Annotated in this window: 16 protein-coding genes; 10 read left to right on the top strand and 6 right to left on the bottom strand. The window is 51.4% G+C overall.

What is annotated here, in order from left to right; translation table 11 throughout:
* Nucleotides 1-6: 6 nt before the first annotated feature.
* From BLQ88_RS18755 to BLQ88_RS18735, 5 genes are all read left to right on the top strand, one after another.
* Nucleotides 7-906: a DUF4097 family beta strand repeat-containing protein gene (locus BLQ88_RS18755; protein WP_090153323.1), complete on the top strand. Its 900-nt coding sequence runs from the start codon at nucleotides 7-9 to the stop codon at nucleotides 904-906.
* Nucleotides 907-1,053: 147 nt separating this feature from the next.
* The gene (locus BLQ88_RS18750; RefSeq protein ID WP_090153320.1) at nucleotides 1,054-2,307 is read left to right on the top strand and encodes a hypothetical protein; all 1,254 of its coding nucleotides are present in this window, start codon (nucleotides 1,054-1,056) and stop codon (nucleotides 2,305-2,307) included.
* A 28-nt stretch (nucleotides 2,308-2,335) separates the two neighbouring features.
* Nucleotides 2,336-2,725 (top strand): hypothetical protein, encoded by a 390-nt coding sequence (locus BLQ88_RS18745; protein ID WP_090153316.1) that lies wholly within the window; start codon nucleotides 2,336-2,338, stop codon nucleotides 2,723-2,725.
* Between the two features lie 11 nt (nucleotides 2,726-2,736).
* Entirely contained in the window at nucleotides 2,737-3,573 is an 837-nt protein-coding gene (locus BLQ88_RS18740) for a metallophosphoesterase family protein (protein ID WP_090153315.1), read from the top strand.
* Between the two features lies 1 nt (nucleotide 3,574).
* Nucleotides 3,575-4,156 (top strand): hypothetical protein, encoded by a 582-nt coding sequence (locus tag BLQ88_RS18735; RefSeq protein WP_090153313.1) that lies wholly within the window; start codon nucleotides 3,575-3,577, stop codon nucleotides 4,154-4,156.
* 14 nt (nucleotides 4,157-4,170) lie between these two features.
* Here BLQ88_RS18735 and BLQ88_RS18730 read toward each other — a convergent pair whose 3' ends face one another.
* From BLQ88_RS18730 to BLQ88_RS18715, 4 genes are all read right to left on the bottom strand, one after another.
* The gene (locus tag BLQ88_RS18730) at nucleotides 4,171-4,602 is read right to left on the bottom strand and encodes an SRPBCC family protein (RefSeq protein ID WP_090153311.1); all 432 of its coding nucleotides are present in this window, start codon (nucleotides 4,600-4,602) and stop codon (nucleotides 4,171-4,173) included.
* A gap of 288 nt (nucleotides 4,603-4,890) precedes the next feature.
* Nucleotides 4,891-7,143, bottom strand: coding sequence for an ATP-binding cassette domain-containing protein (locus BLQ88_RS18725; RefSeq protein ID WP_090153309.1), 2,253 nt, complete (start codon nucleotides 7,141-7,143; stop codon nucleotides 4,891-4,893).
* A gap of 164 nt (nucleotides 7,144-7,307) precedes the next feature.
* The gene (locus BLQ88_RS18720) at nucleotides 7,308-7,718 is read right to left on the bottom strand and encodes a VOC family protein (RefSeq protein ID WP_090153307.1); all 411 of its coding nucleotides are present in this window, start codon (nucleotides 7,716-7,718) and stop codon (nucleotides 7,308-7,310) included.
* Between the two features lie 7 nt (nucleotides 7,719-7,725).
* Nucleotides 7,726-8,217, bottom strand: a complete 492-nt coding sequence (locus BLQ88_RS18715) for a VOC family protein (RefSeq protein ID WP_090153306.1) — start codon at nucleotides 8,215-8,217, stop codon at nucleotides 7,726-7,728.
* Between the two features lie 180 nt (nucleotides 8,218-8,397).
* Here BLQ88_RS18715 and BLQ88_RS18710 point away from each other — a divergent pair, with 180 nt between their 5' ends.
* The 5 genes from BLQ88_RS18710 to BLQ88_RS18690 all read left to right on the top strand — a co-directional run bounded on the left by BLQ88_RS18710 (nucleotide 8,398) and on the right by BLQ88_RS18690 (nucleotide 11,251).
* Nucleotides 8,398-9,369, top strand: coding sequence for a GlxA family transcriptional regulator (locus BLQ88_RS18710; protein WP_090153304.1), 972 nt, complete (start codon nucleotides 8,398-8,400; stop codon nucleotides 9,367-9,369).
* Nucleotides 9,370-9,527: 158 nt separating this feature from the next.
* Nucleotides 9,528-10,025, top strand: a complete 498-nt coding sequence (locus BLQ88_RS18705) for a DUF4468 domain-containing protein (RefSeq protein WP_090153302.1) — start codon at nucleotides 9,528-9,530, stop codon at nucleotides 10,023-10,025.
* 2 nt (nucleotides 10,026-10,027) lie between these two features.
* Nucleotides 10,028-10,432 carry a hypothetical protein gene (locus tag BLQ88_RS18700; RefSeq protein ID WP_090153300.1) on the top strand — a complete coding sequence of 135 codons (405 nt, stop codon included), beginning with the start codon at nucleotides 10,028-10,030 and terminating at the stop codon, nucleotides 10,430-10,432.
* A 12-nt stretch (nucleotides 10,433-10,444) separates the two neighbouring features.
* The gene (locus BLQ88_RS18695; protein ID WP_090153298.1) at nucleotides 10,445-10,795 is read left to right on the top strand and encodes a hypothetical protein; all 351 of its coding nucleotides are present in this window, start codon (nucleotides 10,445-10,447) and stop codon (nucleotides 10,793-10,795) included.
* Nucleotides 10,796-10,807: 12 nt separating this feature from the next.
* Complete coding sequence (locus tag BLQ88_RS18690; protein ID WP_090153296.1) at nucleotides 10,808-11,251, top strand: DUF3592 domain-containing protein; 444 nt, start codon at nucleotides 10,808-10,810, stop codon at nucleotides 11,249-11,251.
* Nucleotides 11,252-11,311: 60 nt separating this feature from the next.
* Here the strand turns inward: BLQ88_RS18690 and BLQ88_RS18685 are convergent, their stop codons facing one another.
* Together BLQ88_RS18685 and BLQ88_RS18680 are read right to left on the bottom strand one after the other, a co-directional pair.
* Nucleotides 11,312-12,790, bottom strand: a complete 1,479-nt coding sequence (locus BLQ88_RS18685; protein WP_090153294.1) for a DUF1501 domain-containing protein — start codon at nucleotides 12,788-12,790, stop codon at nucleotides 11,312-11,314.
* Nucleotides 12,791-12,801: 11 nt separating this feature from the next.
* Nucleotides 12,802-16,068: a DUF1553 domain-containing protein gene (locus tag BLQ88_RS18680; protein ID WP_090153292.1), complete on the bottom strand. Its 3,267-nt coding sequence runs from the start codon at nucleotides 16,066-16,068 to the stop codon at nucleotides 12,802-12,804.
* Between the last annotated feature and the right edge of the window lie 171 nt (nucleotides 16,069-16,239).

Here is a 16,239-nt window from a genome sequence, read left to right as displayed (position 1 = left end):
TGAGCAATGAAAATGTATTTTAAAAGTATCCGGAAACTATCGCTGCTCGCGCTCCTTGCGTGGGCGCTTGGGGATCTGCCCGCGTATGCGCAGGGGAAATTGCAGGTCGCCACGAAAAGGATCGAAAAGACTGTGAGCGCGCCCAGCGTGCGCACGTTGTATATCAGCGCGGAGAAAGCCGACATCGAGATCGTGACCTGGGATAATTCCGACATCGCGGTGATCATGGAGCTTTCCGCACGCCACCCCGACCGCGCTACGGCCACGCAGGACCTTTCCAAGTTGCAGTATATTGCCGACCGTAACGGCAAGGATTATTTCCTGCGTAATTATATTGTATTAAAAGATGGAGAAAGCAAGCCGGTTTCGAACCTGAAAGCGCGCTATACCATCCATTTGCCCCCGTCATGCGCCGTCGATCTCAAAAATTCGTTCGGTACCATCACCTTGCGCGGGCTCACCAACCAATTGAACCTCAAAGCGGATTTCTGCACAACAAACCTGACTGGATTAAGTGGTAAAGGGGCCCTTCAAACTTCATTCGGCGAACTTTCGGGCCAGGAGCTCGCTGGCACATTTACCTTCGAGAGCGACCATACCAATGTGCGCCTGGAACGAATCGCCGGCGCCGTGCGGGTGGATGCGGCCTATGGCAACGTCGAAATATACCCCACGGTAGGCCTCACAAGCCTGGGAATCCATTCCAAAAAGGCCGAAGTAACGCTGCTGGCCAAGAATTGGCAGCATTTCGATTACACGATCAACGGCGCCTACGCTACCATGAAACTCCCGAACGGTTTCAAATGGAAACGTAACACGGCCGATTTCAAAGAAGCTTTTTTTTCCCGCAACCAGCTCGCCAGCGTCGACATCAACGCCGAGTTCGGGAGGGTCACGATTAAATAAAACGGGTGCTTAACTATTAGTCATGAAAGTAAAATAACCCTCCTCATTTCTGAATTCACCTCTAACTTCCCTTAATAAACCGTAACACACAGACGCCTATTTGACAGCACATTTACATTAATTTATCCTAATCCCTATTGTAAATCAATGCAAAAAGGCGTGCTGATACTGCTGCTGCTTTGTGCCATTTCCGCGGCCAAAGCGCAGGACACCGTGAGCATATCGTATTCCGAAGAAAGCGACACGCTGATCAAACAGCGCTTTCTGGACCGGTATGAGAATGTGTTTATGACCAAAGTTCCGACACGGCATATGTTCAAAATCGGGCTGTCGCAGTATTATCAATCCGTGGTTTTCCCATTAAAGGACGATAAAATCCTGAACAACAGCTCGCTGCAAATTGGGTACGAATTCAAGTTTCTGCCCGCGTTTTCGATTGCATTAACCGGACACTTGCCGTATTCCAATCTGCACACCGAACGGTGGCTACCCTGGCAAAATATCGTACTGGACGGGCAATTGCGTTGGTTTATCGACATGAGGCGACGGATCAGGGCCGGAAAGAGTGCCAACAATTTCAGCGGCAACTATATCGCCGCATTCTACAACCTTCCCAATCGCCATGAAATGGACCGGCGGATCGGGTTGAAGTTCGGTTTTCAAAGGCGTTTTCTGAACTTCGGGTTTATGGATTTTGCGCTGGCATTGCACCAGGATGCACCGTTCTTTTATTACGGAATACTCGAAAATTGGTCGCTCGCCTCGCAACTCAGCATGGGTTTTGCATTTGGTGACTGGAAACGCGCACGAAGAGCCCCGCTTTGCGATATTCTTTTTTGCGATGCCCAAATACGAAGCCAGTGGAAAATACGGTTGCCGGAATTGACGGTCGGTTACTACCTCAACAGGGTTAAAATAGGTGTAGCATTCGAAAAAAAACTGGGTACCTGGCCGGCTTCCATTAACTTTCAACTTGACGCAGCCATGAACAATGGATTTAACCAGATCAAATACGGTAATATGCTATGGGGCTATTATCGCGATTATATGCAGGTGTATTCGAGGGAAAAGGTTCTCTCATTCGCCGTTCAGCCGCGGTATTACGCCCTCACAAAAAGGCAACAACTGAAAGGAAAGAGCACGAACGGAATGTCGGGGCTGTATGCAGGCATCAATACCCAGTACTATTATTACAAGGGCAAACACAGCGACATTCCGCCTGATGACTTGCGAAGGGAAGACAACATTATCAATGTAGGCCCTATGGCAGGCTTCCAGCTTCGCCTTTTCAACCACGGTTATTTCGATTGCAACACCTCTTATAATTTTCAGGATTATTTAAAAAGTACTGAAACGAATTTCGACTTCCGGACGAATATCACATTAGGACTCGCTTTCTAACAAATACAACTCATTATAATCAAGCAACATGACACGCACTACAAAAAAGTGGGCTGGCATCGCTTTGTCCGCTGCCGTCGTATTCCTGTTTCTCTTTCAACGGAAAATGGAGGACGCACGCATGCAAGGCATGTGGGAGCAGAAGTACCACCGCACCCGGATGCAAATCGGCTGGCAACTAATGCACCTGCGGCACGGGTACGGCACCCGGCAAATGCCTGTTTCGCAGAATACCATGCGTGAAATAGGAAGATTGTGGGAAGACCGCGACGTCCTGTTTCATCTTTTGCGGCATCGAAAAAGCGCGTTTTCTGCCGATAGCCTCAATAAACTGAAAAGCCTCATCAACCGCCGGGCACCGCTGACAACCGTCCTAGGCGAAATCGAAAGAATTGAAAAAGCCAATGAAACCAACTAGCCATCAACGCCATGAAGAACAAAACGAACCTGCTCAAACTGCTACGGAACGCTAAACAATACCTGATTTTCCTGACGCTCCTGACGTTCATTACGTCCTGCGACCAGTTCGAATTCAGCCCCAACCAATCCTTCGACCATTCGAGCCCGTCCAACCTGAATGCGCAAAACCTCGCGCGGCTACGGCAAAACGCAGAAGATGACACCGTTACCATCGTTTTCGCAGGCGACACCCAGCGATGGTATGATGAACAAGAGCGGTTTGTAAAAAAGGTTAACAGTCTGGAAAACGTCGATCTGGTGCTGCTGGCCGGTGATATTTCGGATTTCGGGATATTGCAGGAGTTCAAATGGGTGCACAAGCGGCTTTCGGCGCTGCGCGTTCCGTATTTCGGCATTATCGGCAACCACGACATGGTGGCGAACGGCAGGCAGATATTTCAGCAAATGTTCGGGCCGCTGAACTATTCCTTTGTGTACGGAGGCATTAAATTCATCGCCCACAATACCAACGGGCTGGAAGCACCCGGCGAGAATATCCCGGATATCGGCTGGCTCGGCCATGAATTGAATAATTCCGAGGGAGCAAAATACATCGTGACAGTTTCGCACGTGCCGCCATTCAATGCATCCGAATTCGGCACAGCGTCGGTCAAACCTTATACCGAGCTACTGCAAAACACTCCCAACCTGCTGCTCTCCCTGCATGGCCACGTTCACCAGCACCAGGATTTCTATCCATTTGGGGACAAGGTGCATTACATGACCAGTTTTTCCTTCGAACAAAGTGCATTCCTCCTGCTTCAAATTGTCAACGGCAAAGTCCTGAAATCCATCATCAACTACTGACATGAAACAAATATTCGCCCTGGCAGCGCTCCTCGCGATGGGAGCAGCCAGCACTTGCCATGCCCAATCCGTCCGGAAACTCGCCCCTGATTTTGCACAAATCCAATATGCAGGCAGCAACGGCTGGATGGGTGTAGGCGCCGGGTATGAGTTCTTTAACCGGCACTTGCGCACCAACCTGCAATACGGCTATGTGCCCCCGTCGAAAGGCGGGCCGCTGCATTTGTTCTCGGGCGCTGTCTTTTATCAGCCGGCACGGATCAGGGCGGGCTCGCATTTACAAATCAACCCGCTGGACATCGGGTTCAAAGGCAGCTACCAGTTCGGAAACGACTATTTTTTCAAACTCCCCTCCCGCTACCCACCCAACTACTACTGGTGGAAACCCGCCTTCCGCCTGCACCTGGCCACCGAATCATCCCTCACCTACAAACTCCCCAAAACCGCCGGAATCCGCACATTGAGCACCTACATCGAATTCAACACCAACGACCTGTATCTCGTCAGCTACGTTTTGAATGCAGGTTCGCTGCGTGTCGGGGAAGTTGTGAAGGCCGGGATTGGCGTGCGGGTTGGGTTTTAGGTGTGATAGTCTGTCTAAAACTCCCGCTCCTGATAAGCCAACCCCTTCCCTTTCTCGCAGTAATCCTTCAAACTAAGCAGGAACATGGCCCAGTTGTAGTTGCACCATTGGTAGAACTCGGTTAGTTCGCGCCAGTTGAAATGCTTTAACACAATGGCTGTGACACCGTTTTCCCTTTCAAAAAGCTCGAACGACACGCCGGTGCCGATCCATTCGGGGTCGGAATGGGTGCAGAGCCATTCGATGCGCTTGTTTTCGCAAAGTTCTACGATCTGCATTAACACGCGGTCGTCTTCGCCAAACCCGAAATCACTGATGGCTCCGACTTCGTTTTCTACCGTCAAATCCGTGGTCCAGATGCTGCCGAGGCCTTTTTGCGTAGTTAGGGCCTCGTACACCTGGGTAATGGGGGCTTTGATGTAGTTGATATGCTCGATCTTTTCCATGGTTTGCTATTGAGTTGTTTCGCAAAACTAATTGCAGAATGTAACCGAGGTGTTGGGGAAACGGGACATTTTAGGGGCTGTTCCGGCCAAATCGTTTTGTTTGGCTTGGTGTTACATGCCTGACGGCATTTATCATCATCTGTAATGCCTCATTTCTACCAATGTTGCGTGCCTAACGGCACTTTTTCACCAACGCGAGTCGCGCTAGCGACGTAACATTGGTAGCAAACCCGACGATTACCGCTTCCGAAAATCCCGTCAGGGATCTAACAACAATGCTATCTCGCATCAATTACCCCGCAAATACCCGGCAGTAAGCGATTCCTTCGAGTTCAGCAAATCCGCAGGTGTGCCTTCGAACAAGACTTGGCCGCCCTTATGTCCGCCCTCGGGGCCGAGGTCGATGATCCAGTCGGCGTGCTTCATTACTTCGGTGTTGTGTTCGATGACGATCACGGAGTTGCCCTGGTCGACGAGGTGGTCGATGATTTCGAGCAAATGGCCGGTGTCGGACATGTGCAGGCCGGTAGTAGGCTCGTCCATGACGTAAATGGTGCCGTTTTTGTTCAGTTCGCCGGCGAGCTTGATACGCTGGCATTCCCCGCCCGACAATGTGCTCAGCGGCTGCCCGAGCGTGAGGTAGTTGAGCCCTACCTGGTTCATGGCGGTCAGTTTGTGGGTAATGTCTTTGGTTTTGAAAAATGCCAATGCTTCCTCCACAGGCATATCCAGCACATCGGTAATCGATTTGCCATTCACTTTATATTCTAAAACTTCCGGCCTGAACCGCTTGCCTTCGCAGGTTTCGCAAACCGTTTTCACAGGTTCGAGGAACGCCAGATCCGTAAATATGAAGCCCAAACCCTGGCATTCAGGGCATGCACCGTTAGAATTGAAGCTGAACAGCGACGGGCTGACCTTGTTGGTTTTCCCGAAAAGCTTACGGATATCGTCCATAATGCCGGTGTAAGTCGCCGGGTTGGAACGGATAGAGGCACCCACAGCCGACTGGTCGATCACGATCGCCTCGGGATGCTGCGAAAGGAACACGCCGTTGATCAGCGAGCTCTTGCCCGAGCCTGCGACGCCGGTTACCACGGTAAAAACGCCGGTAGGAATGTCTACCGACACATTTTTGAGGTTATGCCGTTTGGCATTCTTCACTCTCAATGCACCTGTCGGCTGGCGGAATGTGGATTTGACCTTCAAATTCCGGTTCATAAACCGGCCGGTGAGTGTTTTGGCTTCGAGAAGCCCTTTGTAATCGCCTGAATAAACCACCTCGCCGCCGCCGTTACCGGCTTTCGGGCCCACATCTACAATGTAGTCGGCGACGCGGATCACGTCCGGGTCGTGCTCGACGACCAGGATGGTGTTGCCTTTATCGCGCAGCTTTTGCAGAAGTTCGTTCAGCCGGTGCACGTCGCGAGGGTGCAGGCCAATGCTCGGTTCGTCGAAAATGTAGGTAATGTCGATGAGGCTGCTGTTCAAATGCTTCACCATTTTGATCCGCTGCGATTCGCCGCCGGACAATGTACCGGTTTCGCGGTCGAGGCTCAGGTAGCCGAGGCCAATGTCGACCAGGTGCTCCAAACGCTCCGTCAGCGTGTCTATCATCGGTTTGGAAATCGGATCGTGAATCTCGCGGATGATTTTGACCAGCTCGGATACTTCCATGGCCGACATTTCGGCGATATTCAGTCCGTTAATGCGGCACGCAAGCGCCTTCGCATTCAGGCGTGCGCCCCTACACGCGGGACAATCGCCCATTTTCAAAAACCGCTCGACTTTTTTGACCGTCTTCTCCGAAATTTCACTGCTGTCTTTTTGAATGTACAAACGGTTGAACTTGTCTACCAGGCCTTCATATTTCGTATCGAACGTCATGCCATTGTAATTCGACTCATAAGTACCTTTCCCGTACAGCAGCGTATGCATTTCCTCCTCCGAATAATCTTCCAGCTTCTTATCGTTATCGAGCATGCCCGAAAACGTATACGCTTTCCAGTACCACGTACCCACCGCGAAAACCGGGAAAAGGATCGCCCCTTCGTTGAGCGATTTGGAGGTGTCGAGAAATTTTTCAAGGTCTATTTCTACTTTTTTGCCTAAACCATTACACTCCGGGCACATTCCGGCCGGGTCGTTGAAGGAGAATGCATTGGAAAAACCTGCGTGTGGCTGCCCTAATCTTGAAAAAAGCAGTCTCAGAACCGCCGAAATATCGGTAATCGTGCCCATCGTCGAGCGCGAATTGCCACCAAGACGCTTCTGGTCGATGACAATGGAAGTGGATAGGTTTTCAATCGCATCGGCCTCCGGCTGACTGATCCGCGGCAAGCGGTTGCGAATAAACATGCTGAAAGTCTCGTTCAGCTGGCGCTGGGCCTCTGCACCGATCGTATCAAAAACGATCGAAGATTTACCCGATCCCGAAACACCCGTAAAAATGGTGATTTTGCGTTTCGGAATATCCAGTGAAACATTTTTGAGATTATTTTCCCGCGCCCCGCGGATGCGGATGTACTCCTGTTGCGTCATGATGGCTAATAGTTAATGATTGAATGACCGAATGATTGAATGATTGAATAAATGATTATATCAGTCCGTCGACCGGTGAATATCCATTGAATATTACTTTGATCAAAATTCACATTAAAAACTATTCACTCATTCAATCATTCAATCATTCAATCATTCAATCATTAACCCGCCCCAGCCGCCGAAAATATCCACTGTACCGCGTAACGATCCGTGAGTGTGGCCCATTGGCCTTTGAGGATACCGGGTGAGAGCGGCGCGGTTACTTCCCCTTCCTTCGCCAATTTCTGAAATACCGATTTCAGCTGATCGGGTACCGTGATGCTGATCCAAAGCGAAATGCTGTTGCCCGCAGCTACCCCTTCCTCACCGCCCAGGTCGGATGCAAAGAGCCGGACGTGCTCCGATTCCAGGCTTGCATGCAGCACCAGCTGCCTGATTTCCAGCGGGAACTGCTTTCCACCGGGCGTGTCGCCCAGGTAAGTGAATTGCAGCTCGCCTCCGAAGCACGACTGGTAAAACCGCATGGCTTCCCTGCAATTGCCGTTGAAAGTAAGGAAGGGGTATATGGCCATATTGTGATTATCGGTTGTATGCTTCTTCCATTTCCGCGATGATCAGCTTGCGCATACCCATCACCGCCTCAAACATCTGGCTCGCACGTTTCGGATCGCCGTGAGCCAACTTTTCGTTGAGCATTTCCGGCACGATCTGCCACGACAAGCCGAATTTGTCTTTCAGCCAGCCGCACTGGCTTTCTTCGCCGCCGTCGGCAATGAGCGAATTCCAGTAATGGTCCACTTCTTCCTGGTCTTTGCAGGAAACAAAAAAGGAAACGGCTTCCGTGAATTTGAACATCGGCCCGGCATCGAACAGGTGCAGCGTCAGCCCGTTGATCTCGATAACACCCATCATTACCTGGTCGGCGGGCATATGGGTTCCTTCGCCCCAAGGTTTCAGCATTTTGATCCGCGAATTCGGGAAAATACGGGTGTACAGGTTCATCGCTTCCTCTGCCTGGCCATTGTACCATAGGAATGGGGTAATGCCTTGTGTGGTTGACAATTCGCTCATTGTTTTGATTGTTGAAGGTGAATGGTTCGGATAAAAGTGGTTTTTAGTTTGCTGGTGATCTACATTACAAATTTGGCGGGTTTGAACAAAATAAAAGGGGTGTAAAAACGCCGATCCCAAGGGGTAAAAATGCCAACTGAATATTTTTCTATCTTTACGTCTTCTAAATCCAGAATCGTCATGAAACATATCTCGGTATATGTCCCCCAATGTTCCTACATCGAAGCCGTTTCGCCTGCATACCGGCTTTTCAACACCGCCAACGACTTTCTGAGGGCTTCGGGCAAAGAAGCCAAGTTCGATGTCGAATTCGTAGGATTAAGCCATGACATCAAAGCGCAGGATGGCGAATACACCATTCGCATCAACAAGCTGCTGAGTGAGGTGAATAAAACCGACCTCGTGATTATCCCGGCATTGTGCGGTAACCTCCGCGAATCGGTGGAGCTCGACCGGCCCGCCATTCCCTGGATGCTGGAAATGCGTGATAAGGGTTCCGAAATCGCTTCGCTATGCCTCGGAGCATTCCTGCTGGGCGCTACCGGGCTGCTGGATGGCAAGAAATGCTCCACACACTGGGCTTATTATGAGGAGTTTAAAGAAATTTATCCGCAAATAGAGGTTGTGGACGGCACCATTATCACAGACGAAGGCAAAGTCTATTCCAGCGGCGGCGCCAACTCCATCTGGAACCTTTTAATATACATTCTCGAAAAATACACCAGCCGCGACATTGCGATCCTGGCCGCCAAATACTTCGCCATCGATATCGACCGCGATAACCAGCGTGCGTTCACGATTTTCAAAGGCCAGAAAAACCATAACGATGACGGAATCCTTGCCGCGCAGGATTATATCGAAAAGAATTACACCGAAAAACTGACGATCATCGAGCTCGCAGACATCGCGAGCGTGAGCCGGAGAAGCTTCGAACGGCGTTTCAAGAATGCGACCAACAATACCATCAACGAATACGTGCGCCGCGTGCGCGTGGAGGCCGCCAAACGGAGTTTCGAAGTATCCCGCAAGAATGTCACCGAAGTGATGTACGACGTGGGCTACACCGATACCAAGGCATTCAGGGACGTGTTCAAAAAGGTGACGGGGCTCACACCCATCGAGTACCGGAACAAGTACAGCAAAGACAATTAGCAGCGGCACTTAGCCGCTTTTTTTATTAAATGGTTTTGACCTAATTAATTGTTGGTCAATAAAAAACGCTGATTTACCGGTGGCTCATTTTATTTGCGCCCTCTTTTCTAAATGCGCAATTTTGCACCACATTTTCAAAATCGAACCAATTTATAGTCATGTCAAAATCCATTTTGATCGTCGTGCTCGCATGCATGATCGGTACCGCACACGCGCATTCTACGCAACCAGCTATGATCAGTAAAATCGCCTACACCGAAACCGTCGATTGCGGCAGCGTTTCCCTTATCGACATTTTCCGGCGCGCACGCCTGTGGGTGAGCCAGTCGGCACCCGACAACAAGACGCTCGTCGACGACAAGGAAACCGGCGACCTCGTCACGCAGGGCCACATTACCATCACCATTCCGAGGTCGGAAAACAATGCGGGCGGCGTTTACAAATTTGCCTACGTGCTCTCCGTCGAATGCGCCAACCGCAAGTACCGCGCTTCACTCGCCAATGTGGAATTCCAGGACGGAAGCGGCCGGGCGGTAGCGTTGGAAGCATTCAGCCAGAAAAACGAGAACAAAGCAGCGGCCGCTGAGCTCGAAACCAAGCTCAAAGCATTACTCGCCGACTTGCAGGCGAACGTGAAGGATTATAAGCCGTTCTGACAATGAACACCAACCGCATTACTACGTTCCTACTCGGTCCTGAACTTTCCTGGCTTCTGATGTACGGCCTGGCGCTGCTCCTGGTGGCGCCAAACCAGCCTCCCACCGAGGCAGGTAATGTGCGGCTCGAAAGCATTGCCTGGTACACGCTCTTCGCCGCGATCATTTTGTCGTTCGCGCCGATGTACTGGTCGCAAAGCGGGTTGGGATGGTCGATGCTGCGTATAGGCATCGCCGGTTTGATCGGCATTACTTCGGTCGCTACGGCATTTTGCGCCGCCATCGACTACAACGATTCGCGCAATTCGGGGGTAGGTACGTTGTGGATGATGCTCGTGATTTTCGGGGCGATCTTTCTTTTCCTCGGCATGATCGTCGTGAGCCTTTACATTAAATTCAGATCCTAACCTTCAAAACTGATGGTCGACGAAGTTCCTTCTCCTAAAAATACCTATACCGTCCGCTTTGGTGCCTACGAAGTGCGCATGAGCCACTGGATCACCGAACCTGCGATTATCCGGCTTTCAAACAACCAGATGATATTTGATATGCCCTCCACTTGGAGCTGTGACGAGGCCAAATGGCTCGACGACCATACCGTCGAGCTCAAAACGCGCTTATATCCCGGCCGCGAATATTGTGATCTCGTGCTGGACCTGAAAGCAGGTACCGGCAAGGCCGTAAGGGGCAGTTACCCCTTCGCTAACTCGATGAACAAGCCCCCACGGGAATTCGAAGGCAGTTTGCAGGAAATTTACAGGTGGCTTTAACATCCCAAGATCATGGAAACCAGCAAAGGGTTACCGGTATTTGAATTAGTCATGCTGCTATTCTTTACAGTCGGGGCCATTCTCGAAATTATCTCGTTCTCGATCTACCGCAACAGCCGCAACCTGATCGAAAACGGGATCGAAACCAAAGGGATTGTGATCGACTTGCACCGGCTAAAACCCCGCGAATATCCATTGGCGCCGTCGATACGCTATATTAAAAGGGATGGAACCGCGCATGTTTTCCACAGCTCGGAAGGCCGTAACCCGCCGGAATATCAGATCGGTGAAGAAGTAACATTATATTATGATCCGAAAGACCCGGACAATGTCCATTTGAAAGGCAATTACCTGTTCGTTTACGTTTTTGCAGGAATGGGCGCCGTGTTCTGGCTGTTTTCGATCTGGTATGTCGGATCAGCAGTGAAAGCGATATTTCAATGGATTTTCGGCTGATAGCAATGTAAAACGGACGTCTTTGCGGACGTCCGTTTTGCTTTTTTAGTATTTCAAACGTTAAACCAAAAGCGGCTTCACCACTTTGCCGTGCACATCCGTAAGCCGGTACCGCCGTCCCTGGTGCTTGAACACCAGCTGCTCATGATCGATACCCATCAAATGCATCACAGTAGCCTGAAAATCGTGCACATGCACAGGATCTTTGATGATATTGTATCCAAAATCATCCGTCTGCCCGTACACGAACCCTTTCTTCACGCCCGCACCGGCCATCCAGATCGTAAAGCTGCGCGGGTGGTGGTCACGGCCATAATTATCGTGGGTCAATTTGCCTTGTGAATAGGCCCCACGACCAAATTCGCCGCCCCAAACTACGAGCGTTTCGTCCAGCAGTCCGCGCTGTTTCAAGTCATTGATCAATGCAGCCGAAGCCTGATCGACACTTTTGGCCATAATTTTAATGTCGTTCGGCAAGTTACCGTGCTGGTCCCAGCCCTGGTGGTACAGCTGCACGAATTTCACATCCTTTTCGATCAGCTTCCTTGCCAGCACGCAATTGGCGGCAAATGTGCCCGGCTTGCGTGAGTCCTCGCCGTACATATCAAAAATGTAGTCGGGTTCTTTCGAAATATCCATGGTTTCGGGAACGGCTGTCTGCATCCGGTAAGCCATTTCGTACTGTGCCATCCGATAGTTGATCTCCGGGTCGAGCAGTTTTTCAAACTGGCCTTGCTGCAATTTAGCAAGCGAGTTCAGCATGCGTCTGCGACTGGTTCGGTCGATTCCCTCGGGATTATTAAGGTAAAAAACCGGGTCCGGGCCGGAACGGAACACCACGCCCTGGTGAATGGACGGCAAAAAACCATTACTCCAAAGTTTGGCATACAATGGCTGGTCACCGCCGCGTCCTTTGGAGAGCAGTACCACGAATGCAGGCATATTCTGGTTGTCGGAACCCAACCCATAGCTCACCCACGAACCCCAGGAAGGGCGGCCGCCTTGCTGGCTGCCTGTCTGGAAAAACGTAACCGCCGGATCGTGGTTAATGGCCTCGGTAAACATCGAGCGAATGAAGGTCACATCATTCACAATGCCCGAAGTGTAAGGCATCAACTCACTGACCATCATATCATTATCACCATACTGCTTGAATTTATATTTCGAAGCCGCGAGCGGAAAACTGCTCTGCCCGGCGGTCATACCCGTCAGGCGCTGGCCCTTCCGCACCGATTCGGGAAGGTCTTTGCCCCACATTTCTTCCAGTTTGGGCTTATAATCAAACAGTTCCAGCTGTGACGGAGCGCCACTTTGGAACAAATAGATCACCCGTTTGGCTTTCGGCGCGAAATGCGGATGCCCGATGGGCAGTCCGGCGGCTTCGGCGCCTTTTTCACCTACTTTTTTGGCCAATGAATTATCCGCACTCAGAAGCGATGCCATTGCTGCCGCACCCAGGCCAAGGCTCGTTTTCGAGAGGAAATTACGCCTGCTCAATTGCTCGTGGACATGGTTTTCAAGTTCTCTGTAAAAGCTCATTGCGCTGATATTTATCGCTTGATCAAAAATTCATCAAAATTCATTACCGTACTCGCCACGATGGTTCCGGCCGCCAACTGCGCCGGGTCCAGCGTTTTATCGAGCGGGTACTCGCCCGCGGCCAGGATCGATTTCATCCGTTTCGGATTATGCCTGAAATCATTCAATTCCTCGTCATAAAGTTCTTTCAGCACTATTTTCTCCTTCGGATCGGGCAGGCGGCTCGTCAATGCGGTGAATGCGTAGTCGATCTGCTCGTCGATGGTCTGGCCGTTTTTCAGCATATGTTGTGCCAGCACCCGCGATGCTTCCACGAACTGCGGGTCGTTCATGACCACCAGTGCCTGCAACGGCGTGCTGGTTTTCTGCCGTTTGGTAATGCAAAAGTGCCGTTCGGCGGCGTCAAAGTTGAGCATCATCGGCGGCGGCGAGCTCCGTTTCCAGATGGTATAAAGGCTCCGGCGGTAAAGCGAATCGCCGTGCTGCTGCTTGTAGGTCACCTCGTTACGCGTAGCAAGCGCTTCCCACAGGCCCGCGGGCTGGTACGGATAGGCGCTCTTGCCCCCTACCCTGCGCGTGAGCAAGCCGCTGGACGCCAATGCATTGTCGCGGATTTGCTCCGCGCTCATGCGGTAGCTCGGGCCACGTGCATAAAGCCGGTTATCCGGGTCGAGGTCCTGTGCATTCCGTTCGATTTTCGATGACTGCCGGTAGGTAGCCGACGTGACAATCAGCTTTTGCATGGCCTTCACATTCCAACCCGACTCGCGGAAACGTGCGGCCAGGTAGTCGAGCAGTGCAGGATGGGTTGGCAGTTCGCCCTGGTTGCCGTAATCGTCGCTGGAAATCACGATTCCTTTGCCAAAATACATCATCCAGAACCGGTTCACGGTCACCCTTGTGAATAGCGGATGGTCTTTATCCACCAGCCATTTGGCGAGGCCAAGCCGGTTGCGGGGGTATTCTTTCGGTATTTTAAAGAATGCATCCGGCGTATCCATCGTTACCGGCTTTCCGGGCGCATCGTAGGCTCCGCGATTGAGTATGAAGGTCTTGCGCGGGAATTTCCGCTCTTTCATCACCATCACGTCGATCTGCTTGTCCATAATCTCCGTCTCCTCTCCGATCAGCGCACGGCTTGCAGCCAGCTCCTTTTTGTAGCCGGCATCGATATTCGTGAGGTAATAGTCTTTTAGCGAAGCGAGTTGCGAGGGTTTGAGCTGGGCGGGCGGCATTTTCAGTGCAGTCAACAACTCATTTTTTAACGTAAACAAACCCTGCATTTCCAAAGTACTGATCGCCCGGGTGTAGATCCGGAACTCGTCTACTTCGAAATTCTTAGTCCGCTGATCCGACAACCGACCAATATTCAGCCTGTCGACGTACCAGTTCGTTTTATTTTTCCCATACAAAATGCTTTCGGTCAAATGGTCATTATGCACAACGACTTTCACCGGCTGACCATTCACGAACAGTTTCAAACCTCCCGCCTTGCTCAACCCATCGTAAGTAAAGCCCAGCTGTGTCCATTTGTTCATCGGGAACTTGTCGATGGTTTGTATTTCAATGGCATTCTCCGGCCACACATGACTGATCGTCAACCGAATACGCCCATCTTTTTCGCGAAACACATTCCAGCCCCGGTAACCATTCATCACGCCATTGGATTTGTGCAGCAGCGAACCGCTCACCGCAGGATCATGCAGGTTTAGCCATATGCTAATGCTAAATGGCTGGTTACGCTCGAAGAAGGCGAATTTGTCGCCAAAGCTCACCGCATTTTCTCCAAAGATGTAACGGGCCTTGCCAATACGACCATCGCGGGAAGCTACATTGGAAAGGCTGTCGTCACCCTCCGCATTGGCCTTGTGCTTGGGATTGGCGAGGTTCGCAAACTCCTTGCCGGTCGGTTCGTCGAAGGTGAAATGGCCTAGCAAATCGGTTTTCTCCGGCAGCAATGCTTTTTCGGGTGCTGCGCGGGCGGTGCCGAGCCATTGCTGGAAGTTGCGTTCATAAGCCGCCGCATTGGCAGTCATGGCAGTGCGCTCCTTTACCAGATTTTCGTGAATGTATTTCAATTTGGCATCAGCCTCCGGCGTCGGCAGCGTAATGGCCGGGCTTGCCTCGCCGTTGTACGGGATCTGGCCGTTTTCGTCATTGTTATTGAAGAACGCATATAAGGAGTAGTAATCCTTGTGGCTGATCGGGTCGTACTTGTGGTCGTGGCAGCGGGCGCATTCGACGGTAAGGCCGAGGAATGTCTTGCCAAACGTATCCACGCGATCGGAAACGTAGGCCGAGCGGTACTCTTCGGGAATGATGCCTCCCTCCTGGCTCTGCTGGTGCATCCGGTTGAATGCCGTAGCCACCATCATGTCACGCGTGGGGTTCGGCAGCATATCGCCGGCCAGCTGCCAGGTAACGAACTGGTCGTAAGGCTGGTTTTTGTTGAATGAATTGATCACCCAATCACGGAACGGCCAGGCGGTGCGCAGGCCGTCGTCCTGGTACCCGTGCGTATCCGCATAACGCGCGGCATCGAGCCAGGGGACAGCCATATGCTCGCCATAATGCGGCGATGCAAGCAGCCGGTCAACGGCTTTTTCGTACGCATTTGGGGCTTTGTCGTTCAAAAAGGCACTCACTTCTTCCGGTGTTGGCGGCAAGCCGGTCAAGTCGAGCGAAACGCGACGTAATAATGTCGTTTTCGTCGCTTCCGGCGAAGGTTTGATGTCCTTGTCTTCCAGCTTTTTCAGGATAAACCGGTCGATATCGTTCTTTACCCAAGCCTCGTTCTTCACCCTCGGCAATGCAGGTTTTTCCACTTTGGTAAATGCCCAATGCGGCTTGTACTCGGCGCCTTCTTCTACCCAGCGGATCAGAATAGCCTTTTCCCGCGCGCTAAGCGATAAATGCGACTCCGGCGTAGGCATTACAATGTCGGGGTCGGCCGACAGGATGCGGTGCACGAGCTCGCTGCTCCCCGGTTTGCCGGGCCTAATAGCTTTCAAACCACTTTCCGCCTCCTTTTTATAAGCCACTTCGGCCATATCGAGGCGCAAGCTGGCCTTCTGGTGGTTGGCGTCCGGCCCGTGACAGGCAAAGCAGCGGTCCGAAAGGATCGGCTTCACGTCGTAAGTATAGTCGACGGGAGCCACCAGGGTGTTCATTTCGGCCGCCACATCGTCGGGGAGATCGATCTTTTTGTCACAAGACATTAAAATGAACCCGGCGGCAGAGGCCAGCAAACCATATTTAAACCAGGAATTCAACATCATTCAAAATGCTTTAATATCAGCGGGCAGCTCATGGACAATTATAAATAACAAAGCATTAAGCTATCCTATTCTCCATTTCCTTAATCCTAATTTAATCAATTTTTCCCTATTGCCGTCGACTTAAGTCGATGGCAGAGGATTCTAGAGTGTTAGTAGTCAGGACTTTGTGTC

Origin of the sequence: Dyadobacter soli, from assembly GCF_900101885.1 — a bacterium.
Classification (GTDB): Bacteria; Bacteroidota; Bacteroidia; order Cytophagales; family Spirosomataceae; genus Dyadobacter; species Dyadobacter soli.
This window is presented reverse-complemented; position numbering and strand designations above follow the sequence as displayed.